The sequence below is a fragment of the Cupriavidus sp. IDO genome (genome assembly GCF_000812465.1).
Classification (GTDB): Bacteria; Pseudomonadota; Gammaproteobacteria; order Burkholderiales; family Burkholderiaceae; genus Cupriavidus.
In genome coordinates, this window is record NZ_JWMA01000034.1 from 44,066 (window position 1) to 70,192 (window position 26,127).

Annotated in this window: 25 protein-coding genes; 15 read left to right on the plus strand and 10 right to left on the minus strand. The window is 64.8% G+C overall.

Translation table 11 applies throughout. The annotated features are described in order from the left end of the window. Window positions 1-70: 70 nt before the first annotated feature. The 3 genes from RM96_RS11210 to RM96_RS11220 all read right to left on the minus strand — a co-directional run bounded on the left by RM96_RS11210 (window position 71) and on the right by RM96_RS11220 (window position 3,829). Window positions 71-547 (minus strand): ion channel, encoded by a 477-nt coding sequence (locus RM96_RS11210; protein ID WP_039010520.1) that lies wholly within the window; start codon window positions 545-547, stop codon window positions 71-73. 237 nt (window positions 548-784) lie between these two features. After that, window positions 785-2,299: a collagen-like protein gene (locus RM96_RS11215; RefSeq protein ID WP_238587228.1), complete on the minus strand. Its 1,515-nt coding sequence runs from the start codon at window positions 2,297-2,299 to the stop codon at window positions 785-787. Between the two features lie 456 nt (window positions 2,300-2,755). Then, entirely contained in the window at window positions 2,756-3,829 is a 1,074-nt protein-coding gene (locus RM96_RS11220) for a tetratricopeptide repeat-containing glycosyltransferase (protein ID WP_039010523.1), read from the minus strand. 251 nt (window positions 3,830-4,080) lie between these two features. Here RM96_RS11220 and RM96_RS11225 point away from each other — a divergent pair, with 251 nt between their 5' ends. Beyond that, window positions 4,081-4,329 carry a hypothetical protein gene (locus RM96_RS11225; protein ID WP_039010524.1) on the plus strand — a complete coding sequence of 83 codons (249 nt, stop codon included), beginning with the start codon at window positions 4,081-4,083 and terminating at the stop codon, window positions 4,327-4,329. Between the two features lie 71 nt (window positions 4,330-4,400). Here the strand turns inward: RM96_RS11225 and RM96_RS11230 are convergent, their stop codons facing one another. The 3 genes from RM96_RS11230 to RM96_RS11240 all read right to left on the minus strand — a co-directional run bounded on the left by RM96_RS11230 (window position 4,401) and on the right by RM96_RS11240 (window position 6,983). Beyond that, on the minus strand, window positions 4,401-4,733 hold the full coding sequence (locus RM96_RS11230; protein ID WP_039010525.1) for an RcnB family protein: 333 nt from the start codon (window positions 4,731-4,733) through the stop codon (window positions 4,401-4,403). A gap of 153 nt (window positions 4,734-4,886) precedes the next feature. Then, complete coding sequence (locus tag RM96_RS11235) at window positions 4,887-5,441, minus strand: single-stranded DNA-binding protein (RefSeq protein ID WP_039010526.1); 555 nt, start codon at window positions 5,439-5,441, stop codon at window positions 4,887-4,889. A 291-nt stretch (window positions 5,442-5,732) separates the two neighbouring features. Next, on the minus strand, window positions 5,733-6,983 hold the full coding sequence (locus RM96_RS11240; protein WP_039010527.1) for an MFS transporter: 1,251 nt from the start codon (window positions 6,981-6,983) through the stop codon (window positions 5,733-5,735). A gap of 433 nt (window positions 6,984-7,416) precedes the next feature. On the opposite strand from RM96_RS11240, the gene uvrA reads away from it, so the two are divergent. Together uvrA and RM96_RS11250 are read left to right on the plus strand one after the other, a co-directional pair. Next, the gene (gene uvrA / locus RM96_RS11245) at window positions 7,417-10,281 is read left to right on the plus strand and encodes an excinuclease ABC subunit UvrA (RefSeq protein ID WP_039010528.1); all 2,865 of its coding nucleotides are present in this window, start codon (window positions 7,417-7,419) and stop codon (window positions 10,279-10,281) included. Window positions 10,282-10,400: 119 nt separating this feature from the next. Beyond that, entirely contained in the window at window positions 10,401-10,886 is a 486-nt protein-coding gene (locus RM96_RS11250) for an adenosine-specific kinase (protein WP_039010529.1), read from the plus strand. Between the two features lie 15 nt (window positions 10,887-10,901). Here RM96_RS11250 and RM96_RS11255 read toward each other — a convergent pair whose 3' ends face one another. The 3 genes from RM96_RS11255 to RM96_RS11265 all read right to left on the minus strand — a co-directional run bounded on the left by RM96_RS11255 (window position 10,902) and on the right by RM96_RS11265 (window position 13,995). Next, window positions 10,902-12,581: a Na/Pi cotransporter family protein gene (locus RM96_RS11255; protein ID WP_039010530.1), complete on the minus strand. Its 1,680-nt coding sequence runs from the start codon at window positions 12,579-12,581 to the stop codon at window positions 10,902-10,904. Window positions 12,582-12,744: 163 nt separating this feature from the next. Further along, a complete protein-coding gene (locus RM96_RS11260) occupies window positions 12,745-13,356 on the minus strand; it encodes a LysE family translocator (RefSeq protein WP_039010531.1) in 612 nt (203 codons plus the stop codon). Window positions 13,357-13,422: 66 nt separating this feature from the next. Next, window positions 13,423-13,995, minus strand: coding sequence for an adenine phosphoribosyltransferase (locus tag RM96_RS11265; RefSeq protein ID WP_039010660.1), 573 nt, complete (start codon window positions 13,993-13,995; stop codon window positions 13,423-13,425). Between the two features lie 192 nt (window positions 13,996-14,187). Here RM96_RS11265 and RM96_RS11270 point away from each other — a divergent pair, with 192 nt between their 5' ends. Both RM96_RS11270 and RM96_RS11275 read left to right on the plus strand, forming a co-directional pair. After that, entirely contained in the window at window positions 14,188-14,766 is a 579-nt protein-coding gene (locus RM96_RS11270; protein WP_039010534.1) for a DJ-1/PfpI family protein, read from the plus strand. A 61-nt stretch (window positions 14,767-14,827) separates the two neighbouring features. Further along, entirely contained in the window at window positions 14,828-15,211 is a 384-nt protein-coding gene (locus RM96_RS11275) for a ribbon-helix-helix domain-containing protein (protein ID WP_039010535.1), read from the plus strand. A 5-nt stretch (window positions 15,212-15,216) separates the two neighbouring features. Here the strand turns inward: RM96_RS11275 and RM96_RS11280 are convergent, their stop codons facing one another. After that, window positions 15,217-17,196: a monovalent cation:proton antiporter family protein gene (locus RM96_RS11280; protein ID WP_039010662.1), complete on the minus strand. Its 1,980-nt coding sequence runs from the start codon at window positions 17,194-17,196 to the stop codon at window positions 15,217-15,219. A gap of 142 nt (window positions 17,197-17,338) precedes the next feature. Here RM96_RS11280 and RM96_RS11285 point away from each other — a divergent pair, with 142 nt between their 5' ends. The 10 genes from RM96_RS11285 to rapZ all read left to right on the plus strand — a co-directional run bounded on the left by RM96_RS11285 (window position 17,339) and on the right by rapZ (window position 26,055). Further along, the gene (locus RM96_RS11285) at window positions 17,339-18,322 is read left to right on the plus strand and encodes a KpsF/GutQ family sugar-phosphate isomerase (RefSeq protein ID WP_039010664.1); all 984 of its coding nucleotides are present in this window, start codon (window positions 17,339-17,341) and stop codon (window positions 18,320-18,322) included. A gap of 25 nt (window positions 18,323-18,347) precedes the next feature. After that, window positions 18,348-18,977 (plus strand): LPS export ABC transporter periplasmic protein LptC, encoded by a 630-nt coding sequence (gene lptC / locus RM96_RS11290; protein WP_039010536.1) that lies wholly within the window; start codon window positions 18,348-18,350, stop codon window positions 18,975-18,977. Between the two features lie 103 nt (window positions 18,978-19,080). Continuing rightward, complete coding sequence (gene lptA / locus RM96_RS11295; RefSeq protein ID WP_039010537.1) at window positions 19,081-19,722, plus strand: lipopolysaccharide transport periplasmic protein LptA; 642 nt, start codon at window positions 19,081-19,083, stop codon at window positions 19,720-19,722. A gap of 29 nt (window positions 19,723-19,751) precedes the next feature. Continuing rightward, on the plus strand, window positions 19,752-20,555 hold the full coding sequence (gene lptB, locus RM96_RS11300) for an LPS export ABC transporter ATP-binding protein (protein ID WP_039010538.1): 804 nt from the start codon (window positions 19,752-19,754) through the stop codon (window positions 20,553-20,555). A 146-nt stretch (window positions 20,556-20,701) separates the two neighbouring features. Continuing rightward, window positions 20,702-22,180, plus strand: a complete 1,479-nt coding sequence (locus tag RM96_RS11305) for an RNA polymerase factor sigma-54 (protein ID WP_039010539.1) — start codon at window positions 20,702-20,704, stop codon at window positions 22,178-22,180. 49 nt (window positions 22,181-22,229) lie between these two features. Further along, window positions 22,230-22,580 carry a ribosome hibernation-promoting factor, HPF/YfiA family gene (hpf, locus tag RM96_RS11310; protein ID WP_039010541.1) on the plus strand — a complete coding sequence of 117 codons (351 nt, stop codon included), beginning with the start codon at window positions 22,230-22,232 and terminating at the stop codon, window positions 22,578-22,580. Window positions 22,581-22,996: 416 nt separating this feature from the next. After that, the gene (locus tag RM96_RS11315) at window positions 22,997-23,452 is read left to right on the plus strand and encodes a PTS sugar transporter subunit IIA (protein ID WP_039010542.1); all 456 of its coding nucleotides are present in this window, start codon (window positions 22,997-22,999) and stop codon (window positions 23,450-23,452) included. Window positions 23,453-23,532: 80 nt separating this feature from the next. Continuing rightward, window positions 23,533-24,504, plus strand: coding sequence for an HPr(Ser) kinase/phosphatase (gene hprK, locus RM96_RS11320; RefSeq protein WP_011296542.1), 972 nt, complete (start codon window positions 23,533-23,535; stop codon window positions 24,502-24,504). Between the two features lie 159 nt (window positions 24,505-24,663). Continuing rightward, entirely contained in the window at window positions 24,664-25,065 is a 402-nt protein-coding gene (locus RM96_RS11325; RefSeq protein ID WP_039010544.1) for a PsiF family protein, read from the plus strand. Between the two features lie 105 nt (window positions 25,066-25,170). Further along, window positions 25,171-26,055, plus strand: coding sequence for an RNase adapter RapZ (gene rapZ / locus RM96_RS11330; protein WP_039010545.1), 885 nt, complete (start codon window positions 25,171-25,173; stop codon window positions 26,053-26,055). Window positions 26,056-26,127 lie beyond the last annotated feature (72 nt).

Genomic DNA, 26,127 nt, shown 5'->3' on the forward strand with positions numbered 1-26,127 from the left:
GCGCGGGTCATCTTGACCAGTCTTGCCATCTCCCTTGGCTCGCCGGAAACTTCCAGTGTTGCGATATCTGCTACAGCCCGGCGCGCCGCTCCGCCTCTTCCTCCTGATCCATATGCCAGTCGCGGCGCATCATCACGAAGGTGAAGGAGGTAGACCAGCCGATCAGGATCAGGCCCACCAGCGGCTCGATGCTGGCGATCAGCCGGCTGGCCCCGACCGGATAGATATCGCCCAGGCTCTGCGTGGTGAATGTCTCCAGCGCGAAATAGATATAGACGAACGGTGACAGCTCGCCTTTCCCGGTCAGCCCGCCCAGCCCCAGCCCGTGATCGCACAGCCAGAAGCCCAACGCGAACACCATCGCCTCCAGGCAGTGGACCAGGATAATGCAGACGATCAGGAAGCCGATATTGACCCGCCCGCTCCAGCGCCGCGGATGCAGACCGGAAAACACGCGCAGCGCCTCGTAATGGATGGCCACCACCGAGACGGTCAGGACGGCAGCAACGAGCAGCGCCAGGGAATAGTGTTCGGCGGAGGTTTCCATTTGCATTGCGCTGCCCGTTCGGGGATGGGGACGCCGCAGGGAAAGAAAAAACGCCCTCCAACATAACATTGGAGGGCGTAGCGGAACACCAGGACGCAGTTTCTCGGGTCTGGCGACGATGGCTGGCGGGAATGTCCTGGTGGAGGGAAACCTGTTATTGGTTAAGCCTGTCCGGCCTGGCAGGCATCAGGGCTCGACCGTCACTCGCCAGGGAACCGCGCCAGAGAATGCGCGCGATCACTTCTTGCAGGACAAGCTGGCGTATAGGCCGCCTTTCCAGTTGAAGTTTTGATTGCCTGACACCTGGACCTGAAGAATGTCGCTGGCCTTCACAGTACCCGCCGTTGAAAGCGTCGCGGCACAGGTGGGCGAGGTGTCCGTCATCGTGCAGGTCAGCTCGTTGATCACCACAGGATTGGCATTCGCCCCGCTAGGCGCCAGCTTGAAGACCTTCAACACGTAGTTTGCCGCTGGCGACGAAGTGGGGACTGCTCCCGCAAGCTCGCCGGACATCGTCACGGTACTGCAATCCGTGGGCATCATGATGCCGAAGAACGAGTCGCTGCCGGGGCCGCTTAGTGGGATCAGGCCAGTGCCAGTCAGCGTGCCGACCTTCATGCTCGAATAGGCTCCCGATGAGCTGGAAGGCACATAGAGATTTGTCGTGTAGACAGTGGATCCGGCCGCGCCGTCAGCTCCTGCAGCGCCAGTCGCCCCTGCGGCCCCCGTGGCCCCCGTGGCCCCCGTGGCTCCCGTGGCTCCCGTGGCTCCCGTCGCTCCCGTCGCTCCCTGCGCACCATTGACACCGTTGGTGCCGTCCGCCCCAGCCGGGCCCGTCGCACCCGTGGCACCGTCAACGCCATTGGTACCGTTAGTGCCATTTGTGCCATCTGCACCGGCAGGTCCGGTCGCACCGGTGGCCCCCGTCGCACCATCAACGCCATTGGTGCCATTTGAGCCATTCGTGCCATCTGCACCTGCAGGTCCGGTCGCACCGGTGGCCCCCGTCGCACCCGTCGCACCATCAACGCCATTGGTGCCATTTGTACCGTTTGCACCGGCAGACCCTGTCGCACCGGTCGCGCCCGTCGCACCGTCAACGCCATTGGTGCCATTTGTGCCGTTAGCGCCGGCAGACCCTGTCGCGCCGGTCGCGCCCGTCGCACCAGCAGCCCCTGTCGCGCCAGTGGCCCCGGTCGCCCCCGCAGGTCCGGTCTGCCCGAGCGGACCAGTCAGGCCGATGAGCGAAGTGCCCGCGGGCCAGGCGCCCGCCGCCTTCGGACCGAACAGCATGGTGGTGGTGACATTCAGGTAGAAGTCGCCATTGGCGCCGTCCGCGGCAGTCGGATCGCTGGTACCGTAGCGCAGGGCGGTGCCCGGCTGGCCGGGCACGCCTTGTGGCCCGACCAGCGAGACGCCGGCAGGCCACGCGCCCTTCGCCTTCGGCCCGTAGAGCGTCGAGGTGGCAGCGTTGAGATAGAAGTCGCCATCCGTGCCAATGCTCGCGGTCGGGACCGCAGAGCCGGTCAGGATGGTTTTGCCGTTGGCGCCGGCCGGACCGGTCGCCCCCGGCGTACTGGCGCTCGGCGCCAGGGCGGTCGAGGAGTCGCCACCGCCGCCGCAGGCGGCCAGGGTCATAGCAAGGCATGCAAGCGGAATCGCCGCCAACTTCATGTCAAGGCGCTTCATGATCGGATTTCCCCCTTTGTTCTTCGAATTGAATGGCCTTACGAAGATGTAAGACGGGGGCAAATCTATCGCCGCGCATGGCAGCCACTAAATCATGCGTTCGGATGAGTTGCACAAATCACACCGCGCCCTGGATTTGATGTTTCAAACAGCGCGCTCGCGGCATTTATTCAGGTTTTAAGCGCCGCAGTAATGGAATCTGAAAATCGCGCGGCTCTGCTGCCCGGAAAGACCGTGAAAACCGCACGCCGGAACGAAAACCCGCCGAAGCGGCCTTGCTCCGGTCAGCCCGGTTGCGGGACATGAAGCCCCTGCGCGGAACTCGCGCCACGACAAGTCAATCCCGGCGAAAGTGGGGAAACGCTGGCCCCGCGGAAAGCCTCGCTCAAATGGATGAGAGTTGAATGAGGCAATTATTTCGAGCCAGGTTTAGAAAAGGATGACTGATGGGGAAAACACCAAGCCGTTAATGCGCGAATTCATAACCCCCAAATGGGTCAAAATGAAGCATTCCCCCCTTCAGGCGAGACCGTAGTGCACCCGGTTTCCCAGAATGCGCTGCTTCTCGTTATCCGGGAACCGGTTTTCCTGAATCAGCTTCTGCAATGCCTGCCGCCCCTGCTGCAATGCCCCGACGTAAAACGAGCTCACCGTCAGTTCATCGAGCGCACGCCAGAGATAGACCGAGGTATCGACGAACAGCGTGTCGGCGGGGATGGGCAAGGCGACTGCCTGTTGCGCAAACAAATGCGCCTGGGCAAATTCCCGCCGCAGGCGGTGGTAGCGCGCGAGTTCGCACAGGGGTTCGGCGCGCTTCGGACGCACCTCGTAGGCAGTGAGGTACGCGTCGCGTACCTCGGACACCGGCGCCGCGGTCTTTTCTGTCAGCACCGCAATCTGGAACAGCGCGTACCAGCACTCTTCGTCCCATCCGCCCATTTCCACCCGCTGTCGGTAACACCGGATCGCGGCTTCGGCTTGCCCACTGTCGCGATAGCTTTGCGCAAGGTAGAACCGGTACCGCGTATTCTCCGGTTCGGCGGCGACCGCCCGCTCAAGGACAGCAATGTCGTGCAGGTAGGTATCGGGGTCGCGCGCGCGGGCACCATCGCGCGCAACCTGGATAGCGGGCCCCGGCAGATCACGCCAGGCGTGCGGGCCGTCCTGCGTCAGGTATTCATGCAGAACCCCCTCCCACCGCCACGGCTGTCTTGCCGAAACAAGGGCGTTGCGCTGGTACTGCCAGCCGTCCAGTTCGCAACGAAAGCGATAGCCATCTCCGCCAAGGTCGCCCCAGCCAAATCCTTCCGGCATTTTCAGGGTTTCATCGGCGTCGATGAAAAGGATGTAGTCGCCATGGCGCCTGGCCAGGTCAAGCGCTTCATTGCGATTATGCGCAAAATCCTTCCAGGGCCGCTCGTAGAGTTCACCCGGAATATCCGCAAGAGCCGCCCGCACCAGCTCCTGTGTGCCATCCGTCGACCCGGTGTCCACAATAACCCAATGGCTGATCCAGGATCTGACCGATGACAGGCAGCGCTGAATGACCGGCGCCTCGTTCTTTACAATCATATTCAGGCAGATTTTCTTCATTTTCTTGCCTCGTTATTCATTTTCCATTTAGCAGTCTCCCCCGAGACTTTCACGATCCGACCCGCACTTCCGTGCCGTGGCAACCGTGCGGACCCCCGGCACCCAGCCGAAACTATACGCAGGCGAATTGGCACGCTCCACCCGCAAGAACCCCAGCGGTAAGCAGGCGCGCACACCTGTCGCGTGTGCCCAACGAATGGCCGTCCCATGGTCTATGCTGAATGCCCGACCAGCACCAATAGGAGGTCGACGTGCGCAAATCTGTTTCGATCCTCGCAGCCCTTCTCCTGTCCGGCGCAAGCGGCCTGGCGCTCGCCCACAATTGCCCGAACGAAATGAAGGCCATCGACGCCAAGCTATCCACCAAGCCGGCGCTTTCTCCGGAGGATGCCGCCAAAGTCGCCAGGCTCCGGGCGGACGGCGAGGCTTATCACAAGGCAGGCAAGCACGACGACGCCATGAAGTCGCTCGGCGAAGCCAAGAAGATCCTCGGCATCTGACAAAGTAGTGCCGCAATAAAACAGCACGCCGGCAGACAATGCCGGCGTGCTGTTTTTCAGGTACTACAGCTTCAGGAGCCTGAGCCTGCCTGTTGAATTACGCCATTAGGCGCAACCAGGTAGAAGTCGGCGCCGACGCCTACCCAATGCGTGCCCTTGCGCGGCGCGGGCAGGTTGTATTGCTTCCAGTCATCGATCACATACTGCCGATCGCGGAATTCGGTCGGCAGGCGATCGCCCTTGTTCCATTTCTGAACCTGCATATAAGGTGACGTGGCTTGCTCGCCCGCTGACGGAGGCGGCATCGCTGACTTGGACTTGCCCGCCCCCTGGGCATAGGCCAGGGGAGCAGCCAGCACGCTCGCTGCCAGCAGGATCACCGGTAGCACTTTCTTTGTCTTCATCGTGATCTCCTTGCGTACGGAAAACCGGACTGCCGGAGGATCCGGACAGCATCTTCCAGCTTAGACACAAATGAGCGCACCGGCGCCACTCAAAATGAAGAAAAGCCCGCATCAAGCGGGCTTCCGGGTAATTCGAGACGGATTTCCGGGGAATCAGAACGGAATATCGTCGTCCATATCCTCAAAACCATTCGACGGCGCCTGCTGCTGGCGGCGTGCGCCACCACCCTGGGCGCCGGCGCCTTGACCGCCGCCCTGGCCGCCGCCTTGCGCAGCACGGCCACCGCCGTAGCCGCCGCCGGACGATTCGCGGCCGTAGCCGCCGCCACCGCCACCACCGTAGCTGCCTTCGTCACCGCCGCCGCCACCGCCCTGGCGCGAACCCAGCATCTGCATCTGGTCGGCCACGATTTCGGTGGAGTACTTGTCCTGGCCGGACTGGTCCTGCCACTTGCGGGTGCGGATGCGGCCTTCGATGTAGACCGACGAACCCTTCTTCAGGTACTGCGCGGCGATCTCGGCCAGCTTGCCGAACATCGAGACGCGGTGCCATTCGGTGGCTTCCTTCATCTCGCCGCTTTGCTTGTCCTTGTAGCGATCGGTGGTCGCAAGGCGGAGGTTGGTCACAGCGTCGCCGCTGGGCATGTAGCGGGTTTCCGGATCTGCGCCGAGGTTGCCGACAAGAATGACTTTGTTGACCGATGCCATGTGAATGTTCTCCAAAAGCCACGCGCTGTGTTGAAAAGCGTGGCGATACTCTGACTGTAAGTTGACCGGATACTGCAGAAGCGACTACCGCACCTGGAAACCCCTGCACGACACCCCGCGGCGGACCGGGGGCTTGCGACGACTGCATAAACGACAACGCAAACGAATAACGCGCCCCCGGCCATGGAGTCGGGCGGCGCGGTCATGCTATGCCTGTTTCAGGCGAGATTCTTTGCGATCTGATGCGAGGGCCGGCTGCCGGAGTGACGCGCCAGCGGCATTGCGGCCAGCTCAGGCCGCTGCCGGGGCGCCGCTTTGCCCGCGGGCCGGCGGCGCTTTCATGCTCCAGGCGATTATAAGCCAGACCAGAAGCACGACCGCACAGCCGACAAACACTGCGCTACGGCCTTCGTGCTTGAGCAGCCAGCCGCCCACCGCACCGCCCAGGAACAGGCCGAGCGCCTGCGTGGTGTTGTAGATGCCGAGCGCGGCACCGCGCGAGGCGGCAGCGTAGCGCGACACCAGCGAAGGCTGCATGGCTTCGAGCACGTTGAAAGCGACAAAGAACAGCAGCAGCACGCCCACGATGCTCCACAGCCCATGCACCGCCGCAAACAACAGCTGCACCGCGGTCATCAGCGCAACCGCGCCGAGCAGCACGGGCCGCACGCGGCCATAGCGTTCCGCGGCCATCATCGGCCCCAGCATCAGCAGGAACGACACCAGCACCACCGGCAGGTAGATCTTCCAGTGCTGGTCGAGCGGCACGCCCGCGTCGGTCAGCATGGCCGGCACCACCATAAACATGGCGACCTGCGACGCGTGGAGCGCCAGCACGCCGACGTTCAACCGGGCCAGGTCGGGATTGAGGAGCACTTGACGGAATGGCAGGTGCACCGGATGCGGCGGCGGCGGGTTTGGCACCAGGAACAGCGTCACGCCGATTGCCACCACGCCGAAGACGGACATCAGCACAAAGATGCCTGGCATACCGATGCTGTGCAGCAGCGGCGAGGCAATCACCAGCGACAGCGCAAAGGTCAGCCCGATGCTGCCGCCGACCATGGCCATGGCCTTGGTGCGATGGCGTTCGCGCGTCAGGTCGGCGATGCAGGCGGTGATGGCCGCCGAGATCGCGCCCATGCCCTGCAAGGCGCGGCCGACGATGATGCCGCTGAGGGTGTCGGAGAACGCCGCCACCAGCCCGCCCGCAACGAACAGCAGCAGCCCCGCCACCATCACCGGCTTGCGGCCGACGCGGTCGGACAGCCAGCCGAGCGGAATGTGCAGGAAAGCTTGCATCAGGCCATAGATACCCATGGCCAGGCCGACGCGCTGGGCATCGTGCCCGTCAGGCAGCGTGCGCGCGTATTCGGCAAAGACCGGCAGGATCAGGAACAGGCCCAGCATGCGCAGCGCGAAGATGCTCGCCAGCGAGAGACTGGCACGCAACTCGGCGCGCGTCATGCGGTCACGCTCGGCGGTGGCCTGGGTTTTGTCGGCGACGGCCGCATCTGGGGAAGAAGACTGGATCGACGGCATTGCGATCGTGGGAATGGGTCAGGCTGGTTGCCGGCGCAGGCGGCAATGGCTGTTTCGATCGGGATCCCAGGAGGAAGTTGCCACGTCGTGCCGCACTGGCCGCGCCGGATGGCTGGAAAGGCGGCTGGACATGGCCTGGCAGCCGCTTCGCGCGGTCGTTGCGCTGGCCTGCCGGTGGTGTTCCGCTGAGTCCGGGGCAACCCCGGAAACCGAAGTTCGGTATATTAACAGGTTTGCTCCTTCGCGCTCCCCGGGTCACCTGGCCATGCCGGCAGGCCCCGCAGCCGGCGTCGGGGCGTGCATTTCAGGGTCCTGATTCGGGCCGAAAGTGCCCATAAAGGCACTTGCAACGCAGTTTTGCTTTCCGTTAGACCGACCTGTCTCCGCGATCCAGCGCCGACCGGCGGCCTGCCTGGCGACGACTTTTCGGTATATGGAAGAAATCAAAATCCGTGGGGCGCGCACCCACAACCTGAAGAACATCAATCTCGACCTGCCGCGCAACCGGCTGATCGTGATCACCGGCCTGTCCGGCTCGGGCAAGTCGTCGCTGGCATTCGACACCCTGTACGCCGAGGGCCAGCGCCGCTACGTCGAATCGCTCTCTGCCTATGCGCGCCAGTTCCTGCAGCTGATGGAAAAGCCGGACGTGGACCTGATCGAGGGCCTGTCTCCGGCCATTTCGATCGAGCAGAAGGCCACCAGCCACAATCCGCGCTCGACCGTGGGCACGGTGACCGAGATCCACGACTACCTGCGCCTGCTGTACGCCCGCGCCGGCACGCCCTACTGCCCCGACCACAACCTGGCGCTCGAAGCCCAGAGCGTGGCGCAGATGGTCGACGCCGTGCTGGCGCTGCCGGAAGACACCAAGCTGATGATCCTGGCGCCAGTGGTGGCCGACCGCAAGGGCGAGCATCTGGATCTGTTCGACACCATGCAGGCCCAGGGCTTCGTGCGCTTCCGCATCCGCTCGGGCGGCGGCGCCGCGCATGAGGCCGAGGCGAAGGTCTACGAGGTCGATGCGCTGCCGAAGCTGAAGAAGACCGAGAAGCACACCATCGAAGTCGTGGTGGACCGCGTGAAGGTGCGCCCCGATATCAAGCAGCGCCTGGCCGAATCGTTCGAGACCGCGCTGCGCCTGGCCGATGGCCGCGCCCTGGCGCTGGAGCTCGACAGCGGCAAGGTGCACATGTTCAGCTCCAAGTTCGCCTGCCCGATCTGCTCGTACTCGCTGCAAGAGCTGGAGCCGCGCCTGTTCTCGTTCAACAACCCGATGGGCGCATGCCCGAGCTGCGACGGACTGGGCCAGATCACGTTCTTCGATCCGAAGCGCGTAGTGGCATTCCCCAACCTGTCGCTGGCCTCGGGCGCGATCAAGGGCTGGGATCGCCGCAACCAGTTCTACTTCCAGATGCTGCAGAGCCTGGCGGCGTTCTACGATTTCGACACCGAGACCGCATTCGAAGACCTGCCCGAAAACGTGCAGCAGGTTGTGCTGCACGGCTCGGGCGAGCAGGAAATCCCGTTCACCTATATGAACGAACGCGGCCGTACCACGGTGCGCGAGCATGTATTCGAAGGCATCATCCCGAACCTCGAGCGCCGCTACCGCGAGACCGATTCGATCGCGGTGCGCGAGGAACTGGCCAAGTACCAGAACAACCAGCCCTGCCCCGTCTGCCACGGCACCCGCCTGCGCACCGAGGCGCGCCACGTCAAGATCGGCGAGGCCGACCAGGCACGCGCGATCTACGAGATCAACGGCTGGCCGCTGCGCGACACCCTGACGTACTTCCTGACGCTCGACATGCATGGCGCCAAGCGCGAGATCGGCGACAAGATCGTCAAGGAGATCACCGCGCGGCTGAACTTTCTCAACAACGTCGGGCTGGACTACCTGTCGCTGGAGCGCAGCGCCGATACGCTGTCGGGCGGCGAGGCGCAGCGCATCCGGCTGGCGTCGCAGATCGGCTCGGGCCTGACCGGCGTGATGTACGTGCTGGACGAGCCGTCGATCGGCCTGCACCAGCGCGACAACGACCGGCTGATCGGCACGCTCAAGCATCTGCGCGATATCGGCAATTCGGTGCTGGTGGTGGAGCACGACGAGGACATGATCCGCGCCTGCGACTACGTGGTGGACATCGGGCCCGGCGCCGGCGTGCACGGCGGCATGATCGTGGCCGAAGGCACGCCGCAGCAGATCGAGGCCTCGCCGGCCTCGCTGACCGGGCAGTACCTGTCGGGCCAGCGCCGTATCGAAGTGCCGAAGGAGCGCGCCGCGCCAGACGATGAGCGGCTGCTGCGCATCATCAATGCCAGCGGCAACAACCTGCGCAACGTCACCGCGGAGATCCCGGTGGGGCTGCTGACCTGTATCACCGGCGTGTCAGGGTCGGGCAAGTCGACGCTGATCAACGACACGCTGTACCACGCGGTGGCACGCCATCTCTACGGCTCCACGGCGGAGCCGGCCGCGCACGACCGCATCGAGGGGCTGGAGCATTTCGACAAGGTCATCAACGTCGACCAGAGCCCGATCGGCCGCACGCCACGCTCGAACCCCGCCACCTACACCGGCCTCTTCACGCCGATCCGCGAACTGTTCGCCGGCGTGCCGTCGGCCAAGGAGCGCGGCTACGATCCGGGCCGTTTCTCGTTCAACGTCAAGGGCGGTCGCTGCGAATCCTGCCAGGGCGACGGCGTGCTCAAGGTGGAGATGCACTTCCTGCCGGACGTCTACGTGCCGTGCGATGTGTGCCATGGCAAGCGCTACAACCGCGAGACGCTCGAAGTCCTGTACAAGGGCAAGAGCATTTCCGAAGTGCTCGACCTGACCGTCGAGCAGGCGTACGAGTTCTTCAGCGCGGTGCCGGTGGTGCGCCGCAAGCTGCAGACGCTGCTGGACGTGGGCCTGGGCTATATCCGGCTGGGCCAGTCGGCCACCACGCTGTCGGGCGGCGAGGCGCAGCGCGTGAAGCTGTCGCTGGAACTGTCCAAGCGCGACACCGGGCGCACGCTCTACATCCTGGACGAGCCGACCACCGGCCTGCACTTCCATGACATCGAGCTGCTGCTCAAGGTCATCCACAAGCTGCGCGACCAGGGCAACACCGTGGTGATCATCGAGCACAACCTGGACGTTATCAAGACGGCAGACTGGCTGATCGACATGGGGCCCGAAGGCGGCGCGGGCGGCGGCCAGGTCATTGCGCGCGGGGCGCCGGAGGACGTGGCGAAGAGCAAGGCCAGCTTTACCGGCAAGTACCTGGCGCCGCTGCTCAAGCGCGCCTGAGCACTCGCCACGCAGCTGCCGAAGGGCCGGGTTGCTTCCCCGGCCCTTCTTGCATTCGACCGGCCGCGGCCTACCATAGACGGCGACGACATCTGTCGCCGCAGCCGCGGGAGCGTGCCATGGAACTATCGGTGGTGCCGGTCGCCAAGCCGGAAGCGACCAACTTCATCTTCGGCCAGTCGCACTTCATCAAGACCGTGGACGACCTGCACGAGGCGCTGGCGGGCACCGTGCCGGGCATCCGCTTCGGACTGGCGTTCTGCGAGGCCTCGGGCAAGCGGCTGGTGCGCTGGTCGGGCACCGACGAAGCGCTGATCGACCTGGCCTGCGAGAACGCCCTCGCCATTGGCGCCGGCCATACCTTCCTGATCTTCCTGGGCGACGGCTTCTTTCCCGTCAACGTGCTGCCAGCAGTGCGCGCGGTGCCCGAGGTCTGCCGGATCTACTGCGCGACGGCAAACCCGACCGAGGTCATCATCGCGCAGACCGATGCCGGGCGAGGCGTGCTGGGCGTCGTGGATGGGGCGCCGCCGCTGGGCATCGAGACCGATGCCGATATCACGTGGCGGCGGGACTTGCTGCGAAAGATTGGCTACAAGCTGTAGGACCCGCTCCGCGCTTCAATGCTGTGCCGCAGGTACCTGCGGCACCGGCGGCGTCTCATCTTCCTTCATGCGGCTGCGGTTGAGCACGCCGGCCTGCTCCAGCACCGGGTAGGAAGTGGCGCAGAACAGCGAGTTCAGGCGCTTCAGCTCGCTGATCACGTCCAGGTGCAGCGAGCTGGTCTCGATGCTCTCCGTGGTCTGCACGGCCACGCGCTGCAGGTGGGTGCGCGCGTACTTGCGCTCCAGCTCGCGGAAGTTGGCCTTTTCCGCCATCAGCATCTGCGCGCTCTTCAGGTCGCCGTTGAGGAAGACTGACAGCCCCAGCCGCAGGTTGCCCACCAGCCGTGCGTGCATCTCGGCGATTTCCTGCATGCCGGCTTCGGAGAACATCAGGTTGTGGGCGATCTTCTTGTCCCTGGCGTCAATCAGCACGCGCTCGATGATGTCGCCCGCATGTTCCAGGTTGATGGTCAGCGAGATGATTTCGGTCCAGCGCTGGCCGTCGCGCTCGTCCAGGGCTTCCAGGCTGATACGCGTCAGGTAGAGCTTGATCGCGGTGTAGAGGTCGTCGACCTCGTTGTCGATGCGGCAGGTCGCCGCGCACAGCTTGGCATCGTTGGTGCGCAGCACGCGCAGCATGTTGTCCAGCATCTGCTCGATGCGGTCGCCGATGCGCAGCACTTCGCGCGCGGCGTTGGAGAGCGCCAGCGTCGGCGTTGGCAGCGCGGCCGTATCCAGATGGCGCGGCGTGACCTGGCTTTCGCCGGTATTGCGGCCGGGCAGCACGGCTTCGCACAGGCGCGCCAGTGGCGCGGTGGCGCCGAGCAGCAAGACGGCCAGCGCGACGTTGAACAGCAGGTGGAAATTGACGATCAGGCGTTGCGGGTCGCCGTCGATCAGCGTCAGCAGTTCCTCCGCCTGGCCGAGCAATGGCAGCGCCACGATGCAACCCAGCAGCCGCGACAACAGGTTGCCCAGCGTGACGCGCTTGCCCGGCTGGTTGTTGCCCGAGGTCGTCAGCAGAGCAGAGATGCCCGACCCGAGGTTTGCGCCCAGCACCAGCGCCAGCGCCACGTGGATCGACACCACGCCCGCCGAGGCCAGCGCGCCGCAGAACAGCACCACGGCCAGGCTCGAATAGCAGAGGATGGTCAGGAAGGCGCCGATCAGCATGTCGAGCGAGGCATCGCCGGTCAGCGTGCCGAACAGCACCTTGACGCCCGCGGCCTGCACCACCGGCCGGGTTGCGATCGAAATCAGCTCGAGCGCGAGGGTGATCAGCCCCAGGCCGATCAGCACGCGGCCGACATGGCCGGGCTTGCTGCCCTTCCAGGACAGGTGAAGGATCACGCCGACGAAGATCAGCAGCGGCGACAGCCACGACAGGTCCAGCGAGAAGACCTGCACCATCAGCGCCGTGCCCACGTTGGCGCCAAGCATGATCGCCAGCGCCGGCGCCACGGCGATCAGGCCCTGGCCGACGAAGGAACTGACGATGACCGCGGTGGCGTTGCTGCTCTGCACGAGACCCGTGACGCCGAGTCCGGCAAGAAAGGCGGTAAAGCGATTGGAGACGCTGACAGAGAGGACGTGGCGGAGATTGGCGCCATAGACGCGCAGGATCCCGACCTTGACGATGTTGGTGCCCCAGACAAGGAGTGCGACACCCGAAAGCAAATGAAGAAGTACACCCATTTGTGCGCCCCTTGTGTGACCAGTGCCGACGTGAAGCGTGGAGGCTCTGCCCGGTCATCGTGTAGTTGTCAAGGGGCCATTATGCGCCCGCGTCCCTGTAGCGGCAACGCCGCAAGGGGCACGCGGCGCGCCAGCAACAGTCGGGCCACCCGGCCAGCGCGGCTCAGGGCAGCGCGACCTTGATGCCGAGCGCGACGAAGATGGCCCCGGCCGCGCGGTCCAGCCAGCGCCCGGTGGCCGGGCGGCGGCGCAGCCAGGCGCCCAGCCAGCCGGCACACAGGCCGAACAGCGAGAACACCACCGCCGTCTGCAGCATGAACACCACGCCGAGCAGCAGGAACTGCAGCGCGGGATGCGTGGCGTCGGCCCGCACGAACTGCGGCAGGAACACCAGGAAGAACAGCGTGACCTTGGGATTCATCATGTTGCCGAGCACGCTCTGGCGGAATACCTTGCCCAGCGGCACTTCGGTCACCGCGCCGCCCTGCGCCAGCCCGCCGCGCGCACGCAGGGCCTGGATGCCGATCCAGATCAGGTAGGCCGCACCGGCGTACTTGATCAGCTGGAACGCCAGCGGCGATGAGCGCAGCACCGCCGCCAGCCCCACCGCGGCGATCATCGTATGGAACAGGCAGCCGACCGAGAACCCGAGCGCGGCGACCAGCCCGGCTTTCCGCCCCTGGGCCATGCCCCGTGCCAGCACCTGAAGGTTGTCCGGGCCAGGCGCGAGCGTGATGGCGATCGAGGTCACAAGAAACAGGAGCAGGTCAGGCATGGGATCTCCGTGCGGATCGATGCAAAGGGATGTCCAACGATTTGGGGGTAGCCGCCGGCGCGCGGCTCAATGCCCGTCGAAGCGGCAGACGGTGAACAGCTGCAGGCCACCGTCCTGCAGCAGTTTCGAACCGCCCAGCTCGGGCAGGTCGACGATGGCGGCGCCTTCCACCACCGTCGCGCCGAGGCGCTCCAGCAGCTTGCGCCCGGCCATCATGGTGCCGCCGGTGGCGATCAGGTCGTCGATCAGCAGCACGCGGTCGCCGGACTTGCAGGCGTCGGCATGGATCTCTACGGTGGCGCTGCCGTACTCCAGCTCGTATTCCTCGGCCACGGTCTGGAACGGCAGCTTGCCCTTCTTGCGGATCGGCACGAAGCCCAGGTTCAGTTCGTACGCAACGATGGCGCCGAGGATGAAGCCGCGCGCGTCGATGCCCGCCACCAGGTCGAGTTGCGCATCCATATAGCGGTGCACAAAGACATCGATCAGCACGCGCAGCGTCTTGGGGTTCTGCAGCAGCGGCGTGATGTCGCGGAACATCACGCCCGGCATGGGCCAGTCGGGCACGGTGCGGATGCGGTCGCGCAGGTAGCCGGTGACATCGCCGAGCTCGGGTGACTGGATGAGGGAATCTGCCATGGAGATCTTGGTAAGAAAGCGCGCCACGGGGCGCGTCAAAAAGGGAAATCCGTGAGCCGCTTGCGGCGGCCGGACTGCAGTAACCGGTTACCACCCGGGCGGCCGCCGCCGCCCGCAGAATGGCCCTGCCGGTTGCCGGTAGCGGACCAGGACCCGGCTTTGCGGACAACCGTAACCATACAGGAGACAGCGATGGCAAAGAAGATACTGATGCTGGTGGGCGACTACGCCGAAGACTACGAAACCATGGTTCCGTTCCAGGCACTCCAGATGGTCGGGCATACCGTCCACGCCGTGTGCCCCGACAAGAAGGCCGGCGACACCTGTGCCACCGCCATCCATGATTTCGAGGGCGACCAGACCTATACGGAGAAGCGCGGGCATAACTTTGCGCTGAATGCGACCTTCGCCGAAGTCGATCCGGCTGCATATGACGGACTCGTCATTCCTGGCGGCCGTGCCCCGGAGTACCTGCGCCTGAACGAGCGTGTGCTGGAGATCGTCCGGCACTTCGCCAGCGCCAGCAAGCCCATTGCCGCGGTCTGCCACGGCGCCCAGCTGCTGGCGGCTGCCGGGGTGCTGGAAGGCCGCAGCTGCTCGGCCTACCCGGCCTGTGCGCCCGAAGTGAAGCTGGCTGGCGGCAAGTACGCCGACATCCCGGTCGACCAGGCCCATACAGACGGCAACCTGGTCACCGCCCCCGCCTGGCCGGCCCATCCGGCATGGCTGGCACAGTTCCTTGCAGTGCTGGGCACGCGGATCGTACATTAGAGGCTGCCGAACGCGGCGCCGCCGGGCCCAGGCCGGCCGTGCCGCATGCACGGGAGTTTCCATGTGTGAGATCTTCATTCGCGCCAATCCCCAGTCGTACCAGTGCCAGGCGCGTTCGCTGCGCCTGCATGGGGTCGCCACCAGCATCCGGCTCGAGAACTTGTTCTGGGAGGTACTGGAGGAACTGGCGCAGCGCGACGGCATGAGCGTGAACCAGCTGATCACCCGGCTGCATGATGAGCTGACCGCACATCGTGGCGGCGAAGCCGTGGCCGGCAATTTCTCGTCCTTCCTTCGGGTGTGCTGCCTGCGCTACCTGCTGCTGCAGGAAAAAGGCCGGATTCCGGCCGACCTCGCCGTGCCGGTGCGCTCGCTGGATGCGCGTGCGGTCCTGGACGGACTGCCGGCTTCGTGGGTCGAAGCCGAGGCGGGCGCCACACATTAGCTAACCTAACCGTTCAGCACCCGCGCCTCCGCGGCCTCCAGCGCCTCTGGCGTGCCGCGCAAGACCACGATGTCCCCCGGCTCGAGCACCGTTTCGGGCTCCGGGTCGAAGGCGCGGATGCCGCGCCGCCGCACCGCGGTCACCTCCGCGCCGATCCGTTCCAGGCCCAGCGCGCCAAGCCGCCGCCCGACCGCGGTGGAGGTCGGGCTGAGCGCCACCGAATGCAGCCGCACCGATTCGCGCTCCACCATATCCTCTTCGTCGTCGCGGCCGTGGAAGTAGCCGCGCAGCAGGCTGTAGCGCGCATCGCGCGCCTCCTGCACGCCCCGCACCACGCGCCGCATCGGCACGCCCAGCAGCACCAGCGCGTGCGAGGCGAGCATCAGGCTGCCCTCGATGATCTCGGGCACCACCTCGGTGGCGCCGGCCTTCTGCAGGATGTCGAGTTCCGAGTCGTCGACCGTGCGGACAATGACCGGCAGCGCCGGCTCCAGCTCCTGCACGTGATGCAGGACCTTGAGCGCAGACGGCGTATTGGCATAGGTGATGATGATGGCGGCCGCCCGGTGGATACCGGCCGCGATCAGCGCCTCGCGCCGGCCGGCATCGCCGTAGACCACGGTATCGCCGGCGGCGGCGGCCTCGCGCACGCGGTCGGGGTCGAGGTCCAGCGCCACGTAGGTGATCCTCTCTCGTTCCAGCATGTGCGCCAGGTTCTGCCCGCTACGGCCGAAGCCGCAGATGATCGCGTGCTTCTCGGTCTGCAGGCTCTGCGCGGCGATGCGGGTCATGTTGAGCGACTGCATCAGCCATTCGTTGGCGGCAAAGCGCAGCACAATGGCGTCGCTGTATTGGATCAGGAACGGCGCGAGCAGCATCGACAGCAGCATCGACGCCAGGATCACCTGGATCAGCACCGGGTCGACCAGGTTCAGGCCGTCGATCTGGTTCAGCAGCACGAAGCCGAACTCCCCCGCCTGCGCGAGCCCCAGGCCAGTCCGTATCGCCACGCCCTGGCGCGAGCCGAACAGACGGGCCAGCACCGTGATCAGCACCAGCTTGAACAGGATCGGCACCGCCAGCAGCGCCAGCACCAGCCACACGTGGTCCAGCACCACGCGGATATTGAGCAACATGCCGATGGTGACGAAGAACAGCCCGAGCAGCACGTCGCGGAAGGGCTTGATGTCCTCTTCCACCTGATGGCGGTAGGGCGTTTCCGATATCAGCATGCCGGCCATAAAGGCGCCCAGCGCCATCGACAGCCCCAGCCGCTCGGTCAGCGCCGCCATGCCCAGCGTGACCAGCAGCAGGTTCAGCATGAACAGTTCCTGCGACCGGCGCGCCGCGACGACGTGGAACCAGCGGCTCATCAGGCGCTGCCCGAGGAAGAAGATCGCACCCAGGGCCACCACAATCTTCACGGTAGCCAGCCCGAGCGCCATCGCCAGGTCGCCGGGATCGCGGGAGAGCGCCGGGATCACGATCAGCAGCGGCACCACCGCCAGATCCTGGAACAGCAGCACGCTGATGATGTTGCGGCCATGCTCGCTTTCCAGCTCCATGCGCTCGGACAGCATCTTGGAGACGATCGCGGTGGAGGACATGGCCAGCGCCCCGCCCAGTGCCACCGATGCCTGCCACGACAGCGGGAACAGCCAGTTGAACGCCCAGGCGGCCGGCAGCACCACCAGCATGGAGAGCACCACCTGCGAGCCGCCCAGCCCGAACACCAGCCGCTTCATGGCCCTGAGCTTGCTGAGGCTGAACTCCAGGCCGATCGAGAACATCAGGAACACCACGCCGAATTCGGCCAGGTACTTGGTCTGCGCCGAATCGCTCGCCAGCCCGAGCGCGTGCGGCCCGATCAGGATGCCGACGGCCAGGTAGCCGAGCATCGGCGGCAGCTGCAGCATGCGGAAGGCGACCACGCCGAAGACGGCGGCAGCCAGCAGCACCAGGGTCAGATCCAGCGGAGAATGCATCAAGACGCCCAGAAGGAACCGGCCGGGCACACGGCCGTTCCGGCGCGGACACCCTGCCGGCGGAACACGGCAAGCACGGCGGCGATCGGGTCGGCCAGGGGCGGCCCGGTCGCCGTCGCATTCGTTGGTATACTTCGTCGCCATGATAGCTAATTTCGATGCGGATCGAGCACTCCGGCTCGCTCGCGAGACCCTCCAGATTGAAGCCGATGCGGTAGCCGCACTTTCCGGCCGCCTGACCAGCGAGTTCGCCCATGCCGTGCAGCTGATCCTGCAATGCAGCGGGCGCGTGGTGGTTTCGGGCATCGGCAAGTCGGGCCACGTCGGCCGCAAGGTGGCGGCCACGCTGGCCTCCACCGGCACGCCTGCCTTTTTCGTGCACCCGGCCGAAGCCAGCCACGGCGACCTCGGCATGGTCACGCGGGAGGACGTACTAATCGCTTTCTCCAATTCGGGCGAGACCGGCGAACTGCTGTCGATCATCCCGATCGTCAAGCGGATCGGCGCGCGGCTGATCTCCGTGACCGGCAACCCCGAATCCAACCTGGCCAAGCTGGCCGACGCCCATCTCGATGCCGGCGTCGAAAAGGAAGCCTGCCCGCTGAACCTGGCCCCGACGGCCAGCACGACCGCCGCCCTCGCCCTGGGCGACGCGCTGGCGGTGGCGGTGCTGGATGCCCGCGGCTTCGGCGAAGAAGACTTCGCCCGCTCCCACCCGGGCGGCGCGCTCGGCCGCAAGCTGCTGACCCACGTGCGCGATGTGATGCGCACCGGCAATGCCGTGCCCGAAGTGCGCGAAAGCACGCCGCTGGCCCAGGCGCTGATGGAAATCACCCGCAAGGGCATGGCCATGACCGCCGTGGTGGACCCGGACAACCACGCCATCGGCGTATTCACCGACGGCGACCTGCGCCGCCTGCTGGAAACGCCGCGCGACTGGAAGACCGTGCCGATCGGCGATGTCATGCACCGCAACCCGCAAGTCGTGAACCAGGATCAGCTCGCCGTGGAAGCGGTGCAGATCATGGAAGCCAACCGCATCAACCAGCTGCTGGTGGTGGATGATGAAGGCCATCTGGTCGGTGCACTGCATATCCACGACCTGACCCGGGCCAAGGTCATCTGACCCGGCCGCACGCAACCAGGACACCATGCAGGCAATCCTGTCCTCCCTCAGCGGGATCGTCATGCGCCTGCTGCCGCTTTTGCTGATGGCATTCGTGGCAGGCAGCACCTTCTGGCTGGTCCAGATCAACTCGCCGCGGGAAAGCAAGACCGCGCCGAACGTCAAGAAACACGAGCCGGACTACTTCATGGACCGCTTCTCGGCTACCGAGCTGGCGCAGGACGGCAGCACCAAGGTGCGGTTCACCGGCGACAAGATGATCCATTTCGAGGATGACCAGACTTACGAGGTCACCCGGCCGGCCATGCGCGCCTATCAGCCCGACCGGCCGCCGGTCACGGCGCATGCCGATACCGGCCGCATGAATGCCGAAGGCTCGGTCATCGATCTCTATAACAACGGCTTCATCATGCGGCAGCAGGGCGCGGATCCGGCCAAGGATCCGCAGATGACTGCCGCGTCGAACTATTTCCAGCTGCTGATCAACGACGACATCGTCAAGACCGACAAGCCGGTCAAGCTCACGCGCGGCCCGTCGGTCATGACCGCCAACGGCCTGATCTTCAACAACGTTACCCGCGAAGTACAATTGCTGGGCAATGTGCGCGGCACCATCGTTACCGGGCCGCCGTCGGGCCGCCCTCCGGGCCCCTGAGAACAAAGCCCCGCTCGCGCCGTGACGGCGCCGCGCGGGACAACCAACCGCCGCCCACCAGCCGCCCTTATTGCCCAAGCCGCTCCTAGCGACTCTTGCCAACATGATTGCTTCCCTGACGACATTGTCCTGTCGACGCGCCGCCCCGGCCCTGCTGGCCGCGGCCGCCGCATTCGGCCTGATGCTGGCCCAGCCCGCCCTCGCCGAGCGCGCGGACAAGGACAAGCCGCTCGTGCTTGAAGCCGACAACGCCAGCTACGATGACGTCAAGCAGATCTATACGCTGACCGGCAACGTGGTGCTGACCAAGGGCACCATGATCCTGAAGTCCGACGCCGCCGAGGTCCGCACCGACCCCGAGGGCTACCAGTACGCCGTGGCCACCGCCAAGGCCGGCAAGCAGGCCTACATCCGCCAGAAGCGCGAAGGCCTGGACGAATACATGGACGGCTGGGGCGACCGCATCGAGTACGACGGCAAGCAGGAAGTATCCAAGCTGATCGGCCACGCCCGCATGGCCCGCCTGCAGGGTGCCAAGCTGGTCGACGAGATCCGCGGCGCCGTGCTGACCTACGACAGCCGCAACGAGTTCTACACCGCCGCCGGCGGTGGCGACAACACGTCGGCGGGCAACCCGTCGGGACGCGTGCGCGCGGTGCTTTCGCCGCGCCAGAACCAGGCCAGCGGCGCGGCCGCCGCCCCGCTCGACCTCAAGCCGTCTCCGGCGCCGACTAACAAGCCCTGATCAACGCGCCAGCGCGCCCCACCGCAGCCATGACCGACACCGCAACGCTTGCCGCAACGCCTTCCTCCGCCACCGCCACCGCCGTTCGTGCCGACTCCAGCACGATGGTCGTGCGCCACCTGAAGAAGCGCTATGGCTCGCGTACCGTGGTCAAGGATGTGTCGCTCGACGTAAAGAGCGGCGAAGTGGTTGGCCTGCTTGGCCCCAACGGCGCGGGCAAGACCACGTCCTTCTACATGATCGTGGGCCTGGTGGCGCTGGACGAAGGCGACATCGTGCTGGACGGCCAGCACATCAGCGGCCTGGCCATCCACGAGCGCGCACGCATGGGCCTGTCCTACCTGCCCCAGGAAGCGTCGGTCTTCCGCAAGCTCAACGTGGAAGAGAACATCCGCGCGGTGCTGGAGTTGCAGGTGGAAAACGGCAAGCCGCTGCCCAAGGCCGAGATCGACCGCCGGCTGGATTCGCTGCTCGACGACCTGCAGATCGCCCACCTGCGCAACAACCCCGCCCTGTCGCTCTCGGGCGGCGAGCGGCGCCGGGTGGAGATCGCGCGGGCGCTGGCGTCGTCGCCGCGCTTCATCCTGCTGGACGAGCCGTTCGCCGGCGTCGACCCGATCGCGGTCGGCGAAATCCAGCGCATTGTCAGCTTCCTCAAGGCACGCAATATCGGCGTGCTGATCACCGACCACAATGTGCGCGAGACGCTTGGCATCTGCGACCACGCGTACATCATCAGCGAAGGCGCGGTGCTGGCCGCCGGCCAGCCCGAAGAGATCATCGCCAACGAGTCAGTGCGCCGCGTCTATCTCGGCGAGAACTTCCGCATGTGATGCGGCCGGCCAGCCGGCCGGCATTTGCGGCTGTCTGTGCGGATTGCAGGCGGCCGCCAGCCCGCCGACAGAAGACAGCGATCAGACGACAACAGCGATAGCAATTTCCGTTCCATAGCCGGAAAGATGCGCATAAAATAGGTCGCATGAAACCGTCGCTACAGCTCCGTCTCTCCCAGCACCTGGCACTGACTCCCCAACTGCAGCAGTCGATCCGGCTGCTGCAGCTTTCCACGCTGGAACTGCAGCAGGAGGTCGAGCAGGCGCTGACGGAGAACCCGTTGCTGGAGCGCGAGAACGACTGGATCGAGAGTCCGCTGCGCGTGGCAGCCGATGGCTCGGTCAACCTGCAGAGCGCGCCGGCACCCGCTTCGACCGAACCGCAAGGCAATGGCGAAGACCGCGCCGCAAGCCCTGGCGGGGAGGATGACAGCTATGGCGACAGCGGTGGCGACGATTACGGCAGCGACTGGAGCCTCGACGACTTCGCCCGCCGCCCGCAAGGCGACGAGGACGAGAAGACGCCGATGCAGCTTCGCGATGCCGAGCCCACGCTGCGCGAGTACCTGATGGAGCAGCTCGCCCCGCTGAAGATTTCCATGCGCGACAAGGGCCTGGCCATTTTCCTCATCGAATCACTGGATGACGACGGCTACCTGAGCGCCACGCTCGAGGAAATCTGCACGGAGCTGCCCGAAGAACTGGAGTTCGAGATCGAAGAACTGCAGTCCATGCTGACATTGCTGCAAAGCTTCGACCCGCCCGGCGTGGGCGCCCGCAATGCAGCAGAATGCCTCGCGCTCCAGCTGCGCAGGCTGCAGCATCCGCAGCGTGAACTGGCGTTGTCGATCGTCACCAATCACCTCGAACTGCTGGCGGTGCGTGACTACACGCGGCTGAAAAAAGCCCTGCAGGTCGACGAGGCCGCGCTCAAGTCAGCGCATGAACTGATCCGCTCCCTGGCGCCGTATCCGGGCCACGCGTACAGCCGGCCGGAAGCGGACTTCGTCGTGCCCGACGTATTCGTGCGCAAGAGTGGCGGCGGCTGGATCGCGCAGTTGAATCCGGATGTGATGCCGCGGCTACGCATCAACGACATGTATGCGCAGATCCTGCGTGGCGCAAAAGGCGAATCGGGCACTGCTGGCCTGCAGCAAAAACTTCAGGAAGCACGTTGGCTGATCAAGAATATCCAGCAGAGGTTCGACACTATCCTGCGGGTTTCGCAGGCCATTGTTGAGCGTCAAAAGAACTTCTTCACCCACGGTGAAATCGCGATGCGCCCCTTGGTTTTGAGGGAGATTGCCGATACACTGGGTTTACACGAGTCAACCATATCCCGGGTGACGACCAATAAATACATGGCAACGCCGATGGGTACTTTCGAACTGAAGTACTTCTTCGGCAGCCACGTGTCCACCGAAACCGGTGGCGCGGCTTCATCAACGGCCATCCGCGCCTTGATCAAGCAACTGATAGGAGCCGAAGACCCGAGGAATCCCCTTTCCGATAGCCGGATTGCCGAACTGCTGGGTGAACAAGGCTTCGTTGTCGCGCGTCGTACCGTAGCGAAATATCGCGAGGCCCTGAAGATCCCCGCCGTCAATCTCCGCAAGACTTTGTAGCCGAGCCGCATCGCCTGCCTGGTGTGGCTCTTTCAGAAGGAGAAGCGCTATGAACTTCAAGATCAGTGGACACCACCTCGACATCACGCCCCCGCTGCGTGAGTACGTGGAAACGAAGCTGGAGCGTATCGTCAGGCATTTCGATCAAGTCATTGGCGTTAGCGTGCTACTCTCAGTCGATAATCACAAAGAAAAGGACAGGCGTCAGTACGCGGAAATCAATCTACATCTAAAGGGCAAGGACATCTTTGTTGAAGCCCATCACGAAGACCTCTATGCAGCTATCGATGCACTCGTCGACAAGCTCGACCGTCAAGTGATCCGGTACAAGGACCGTGTGCAAGGCCACGACCGCGAAGCGGTCAAGTATCAGATGGCCGCATCGCAACTTCAGCAATGATCATGCCCGGTGGCCACTGAGATGGCCGCCGATGTGAGACAAAAAGGCAAGCCGCGCCAGTTAGCGCGGCTTTTTTGCGCCTGTCACTTCCCTCCTGGCCGCTGGCATCGTTTCACGCGTGCGACGGCCGGACCAAAATGTTCGCAACTGGCGCGTCACGGTGTATGCTCCGCAAGACATAGCACAACGCGACCCCGAAACGCTTAGCACCAACAAGGTGCAAGGGCACCAGCAACTGGCCGGAACGAATCACGTTGCCGGCGCTGCATTGCACAAGAACAGGGTAGCGCTGCTCTATAATGGCCGAACGCCCATCACAGCGGCGCTGCGACCACTGACTGAAGAGATGTCTCGAACCTCATCGCCCGGCGGAACGGCTGATCTGCCCTGCTAACCTGAAATCCTGCGCATCGCTCATGAATCGTTTGGCCAAATTGCTGCCGCCCGGCAACATCAACCTCGACGTCAGCGTCACCAGCAAGAAGCGTGTGTTCGAGCAGGCCGGACTCCTTTTTGAGAACAACCATGGCGTAGCGCGGGCCACCGTGACCGACAACCTGTTTGCCCGCGAATCGCTGGGCTCGACAGGGCTAGGCGCCGGGGTCGCGATTCCGCATGGCCGCATCAAAGGCCTGAAGCAGCCGCTGGCCGCCTTCATGCGCCTGGCCGAGCCGATTCCTTTCGAGTCGCCAGACGGCAAACCCGTCTCGCTGCTGATCTTCCTGCTGGTCCCGGAACAGGCCACTCAGCAACACCTGGAAATCCTTTCCGAGATTGCGCAGCTGCTGTCCGATCGCGACATGCGCGAAGGACTGGCGACACTGCCCACGCCAGATTCAGTGCATCAACTGCTGATCGAATGGCATCCCTGACCCTTCCAACGGGCCGGCAAAAGATCGCGCAGGCTGCAATAAGCGCCTAGCCCGGCATCCCGCCCCACACGTCATACCGCATGGAACTCACCGGCGTCACCTCCCAGTCGATCTTCGACGACAACGCAGCCGACATCAAACTCTCGTGGGTGGCCGGCCTGGAGGGTGCGGATCGCGCCTTCGACGTGGAATTCGCCCGCGAGGCCACCTCGGCAGCCGACCTCGTAGGCCACCTGAACCTGATCCACCCGAACCGGATCCAGGTGCTGGGCAAGCCCGAGATCACCTATTACCAGCGCCTGGACGACGAAACCCGCAAGCGCCAGATGGGCGAGCTGATCCTGCTCGAGCCGCCGTTCCTGGTGGTCGCCGACGGCATGGAGCCGCCGCCCGACCTGGAACTGCGCTGCACGCGCTCGTCCACGCCGCTGTTCACCACGCCGGTTTCGTCGGCCGCCGTGATCGACCACCTGCGCCTTTACCTGTCGCGGATCTCGGCGCCGCGCGTCACCATGCATGGCGTGTTCCTGGACATCCTGGGGATGGGCGTGCTGATCATGGGCGAATCCGGCCTGGGCAAGAGCGAGCTCGGGCTGGAACTGATCTCGCGCGGCCACGGACTGGTGGCCGACGATGCGGTGGATTTCGTGCGGCTTGGCCCCGACTTCATCGAAGGCCGCTGCCCGCCGCTGCTGCAGAACCTGCTGGAAGTGCGCGGCCTGGGCCTGCTCGACATCAAGACCATCTTCGGGGAAACCGCCGTGCGGCGGAAGATGAAGATGAAGCTGGTGGTGCAGCTGGTGCGCCGCAACGACGGCGAATTCGAGCGCCTGCCGCTCGATTCGCAATACCTCGACGTGCTCGGGCTGCCGATCCATATGGTCAAGATCCAGGTGGCGGCCGGCCGAAACCTCGCCGTGCTGGTCGAAGCCGCCGTGCGCAACACCATCCTGCGGCTGCGGGGCATCGATACCTTGCGCGACTTCATGGACCGCCAGCGCGCGGCCATGCAGGCCGATGCGGTGTCGCGCGGCCAGGGCCGCCTCCTCTAAGAGATCTGTTTTCAATTACTTACAAGGCAGGTGACCCACGCGGTCAACGTGCTTGGGACGTCCTCCGTTTTGTGCTGTAATGGGCATCGAGCCCAGTCCGAGCCGCAACACTCAGCGTAGCTAGCGGCCATGAAGTTTTCCACAGCCAGGAGAGCAAGCATGAAGAAACTGATCGCGATGTGCGCGCTGGTCACCCCCCTGATCGCCACGGGCGTGTTTGCCCAGACACCGGCCACCCCGGCTACACCGGCAACGCCCGCAACTCCGGCTACGCCTGCCGCCAAGGCACCAGCACCGACTGCCAAGGCACCCGCCTCGGCGGCCAAGGCGCCTACCGCGCAGCAGGAAAAGATGAAGACCTGCAACGCCCAGGCCGGCGACAAGAAGGGCGATGAGCGCAAGGCGTTCATGAAGGACTGCCTGTCCGCCAAGCCTGCGGCTGCGGCTGAGGCTGCGGCCCCCAAGACCCAGCAGGAAAAGATGGCCGCCTGCAGCAAGGAAGGCAAGGGCAAGAAGGGCGACGAGTACAAGGCATACATGAAGGAATGCCTGTCGAAATAAGCGCGGCAGCACGACAGGAACTGGCGAACCCCGGCGGTTCGCCATTTTTGTTTGTGCAGTAGCTGTCATGACGCCGCCATCACGTGATGCTATGCTTCAGTTGCTATGCGCATCATCCTCATCACCGGCATCTCCGGTTCCGGCAAATCCGTCGCACTGAACGTGCTTGAAGATGCAGGCTACTACTGCGTCGACAACCTGCCGGCCCAATTCATTCCCGAGCTCACGCGATATCTTGCCGGGCAAGGCTATACGCACCTCGGTGTAGCCACCGACATTCGCAGCCGCGAATCGCTCGACCGCCTGCCCGACACGGTGCGCGACCTGGCGTCCGAGCATCAGGTCGAGGTAATTTTCCTGACCGCGAATACGGACGCCCTGGTGCAGCGGTACTCCGAGACGCGCCGCCGCCATCCGCTTTCAGTGCGCACCGACGGCACCACCGGAGCGGGCGGCGAGCCGGCGTTCAACGATACTGCGCTGATGGAAGCCATCGAGATGGAGCGCAAGCTGCTCGGGCCACTGGCCGAGGCCGCGCACCGGATCGATACGAGCGATGTCCGCACCAACACCCTGCGCAGCTGGATCAAGGAGCTGATCAGCAATGAGAGCCAGCAGCTGACGCTGCTGTTCGAATCCTTCGGCTTCAAGCACGGCGTGCCCAGCGATGCCGACCTGGTCTTCGATGTCCGCTCCCTGCCCAATCCGTACTACGACCTCGCGTTGCGCCCGCTGACCGGCCGCGACGCGCCGGTGATCGATTTCCTGCAGGCGCAGCCGATGGTGCTTGCCATGGCCGACGATATCCGCGCCTACGTGGAAAAGTGGCTGCCGAGTTTCATCGCCGACAACCGCAGCTATCTGACCGTCGCGATCGGTTGCACCGGTGGCCAGCACCGGTCGGTCTATATTGCGGAAAGACTTGCCAACTACTTCCGCGCGCATGGTAATGTGCTGGTCAGACACCGCGAGCTCGCGCCGGCTGGCTGACGCGCTGTGCGAGGCCGAAACAGGCCCCGGCGCAGAGTGACAGGCAATCCCCGGCGATTCCTGCACGACACT

What these genes read in the sequence shown, in the direction of transcription:
- RM96_RS11210 (WP_039010520.1), bottom strand. Translation starts at nt 547, where the DNA reads ATGGAAACCTCCGCCGAACACTATTCCCTGGCGCTGCTCGTTGCTGCC.
- RM96_RS11220 (WP_039010523.1), bottom strand. Translation starts at nt 3,829, where the DNA reads ATGAAGAAAATCTGCCTGAATATGATTGTAAAGAACGAGGCGCCGGTC.
- RM96_RS11230 (WP_039010525.1), bottom strand. Translation starts at nt 4,733, where the DNA reads ATGAAGACAAAGAAAGTGCTACCGGTGATCCTGCTGGCAGCGAGCGTG.
- RM96_RS11235 (WP_039010526.1), bottom strand. Translation starts at nt 5,441, where the DNA reads ATGGCATCGGTCAACAAAGTCATTCTTGTCGGCAACCTCGGCGCAGAT.
- RM96_RS11240 (WP_039010527.1), bottom strand. Translation starts at nt 6,983, where the DNA reads ATGCCGTCGATCCAGTCTTCTTCCCCAGATGCGGCCGTCGCCGACAAA.
- uvrA (WP_039010528.1), top strand. Translation starts at nt 7,417, where the DNA reads ATGGAAGAAATCAAAATCCGTGGGGCGCGCACCCACAACCTGAAGAAC.
- RM96_RS11250 (WP_039010529.1), top strand. Translation starts at nt 10,401, where the DNA reads ATGGAACTATCGGTGGTGCCGGTCGCCAAGCCGGAAGCGACCAACTTC.
- RM96_RS11255 (WP_039010530.1), bottom strand. Translation starts at nt 12,581, where the DNA reads ATGGGTGTACTTCTTCATTTGCTTTCGGGTGTCGCACTCCTTGTCTGG.
- RM96_RS11260 (WP_039010531.1), bottom strand. Translation starts at nt 13,356, where the DNA reads ATGCCTGACCTGCTCCTGTTTCTTGTGACCTCGATCGCCATCACGCTC.
- RM96_RS11265 (WP_039010660.1), bottom strand. Translation starts at nt 13,995, where the DNA reads ATGGCAGATTCCCTCATCCAGTCACCCGAGCTCGGCGATGTCACCGGC.
- RM96_RS11270 (WP_039010534.1), top strand. Translation starts at nt 14,188, where the DNA reads ATGGCAAAGAAGATACTGATGCTGGTGGGCGACTACGCCGAAGACTAC.
- RM96_RS11275 (WP_039010535.1), top strand. Translation starts at nt 14,828, where the DNA reads ATGTGTGAGATCTTCATTCGCGCCAATCCCCAGTCGTACCAGTGCCAG.
- RM96_RS11280 (WP_039010662.1), bottom strand. Translation starts at nt 17,196, where the DNA reads ATGCATTCTCCGCTGGATCTGACCCTGGTGCTGCTGGCTGCCGCCGTC.
- RM96_RS11285 (WP_039010664.1), top strand. Translation starts at nt 17,339, where the DNA reads ATGATAGCTAATTTCGATGCGGATCGAGCACTCCGGCTCGCTCGCGAG.
- lptC (WP_039010536.1), top strand. Translation starts at nt 18,348, where the DNA reads ATGCAGGCAATCCTGTCCTCCCTCAGCGGGATCGTCATGCGCCTGCTG.
- lptA (WP_039010537.1), top strand. Translation starts at nt 19,081, where the DNA reads ATGATTGCTTCCCTGACGACATTGTCCTGTCGACGCGCCGCCCCGGCC.
- lptB (WP_039010538.1), top strand. Translation starts at nt 19,752, where the DNA reads ATGACCGACACCGCAACGCTTGCCGCAACGCCTTCCTCCGCCACCGCC.
- RM96_RS11305 (WP_039010539.1), top strand. Translation starts at nt 20,702, where the DNA reads ATGAAACCGTCGCTACAGCTCCGTCTCTCCCAGCACCTGGCACTGACT.
- hpf (WP_039010541.1), top strand. Translation starts at nt 22,230, where the DNA reads ATGAACTTCAAGATCAGTGGACACCACCTCGACATCACGCCCCCGCTG.
- RM96_RS11315 (WP_039010542.1), top strand. Translation starts at nt 22,997, where the DNA reads ATGAATCGTTTGGCCAAATTGCTGCCGCCCGGCAACATCAACCTCGAC.
- hprK (WP_011296542.1), top strand. Translation starts at nt 23,533, where the DNA reads ATGGAACTCACCGGCGTCACCTCCCAGTCGATCTTCGACGACAACGCA.
- RM96_RS11325 (WP_039010544.1), top strand. Translation starts at nt 24,664, where the DNA reads ATGAAGAAACTGATCGCGATGTGCGCGCTGGTCACCCCCCTGATCGCC.
- rapZ (WP_039010545.1), top strand. Translation starts at nt 25,171, where the DNA reads ATGCGCATCATCCTCATCACCGGCATCTCCGGTTCCGGCAAATCCGTC.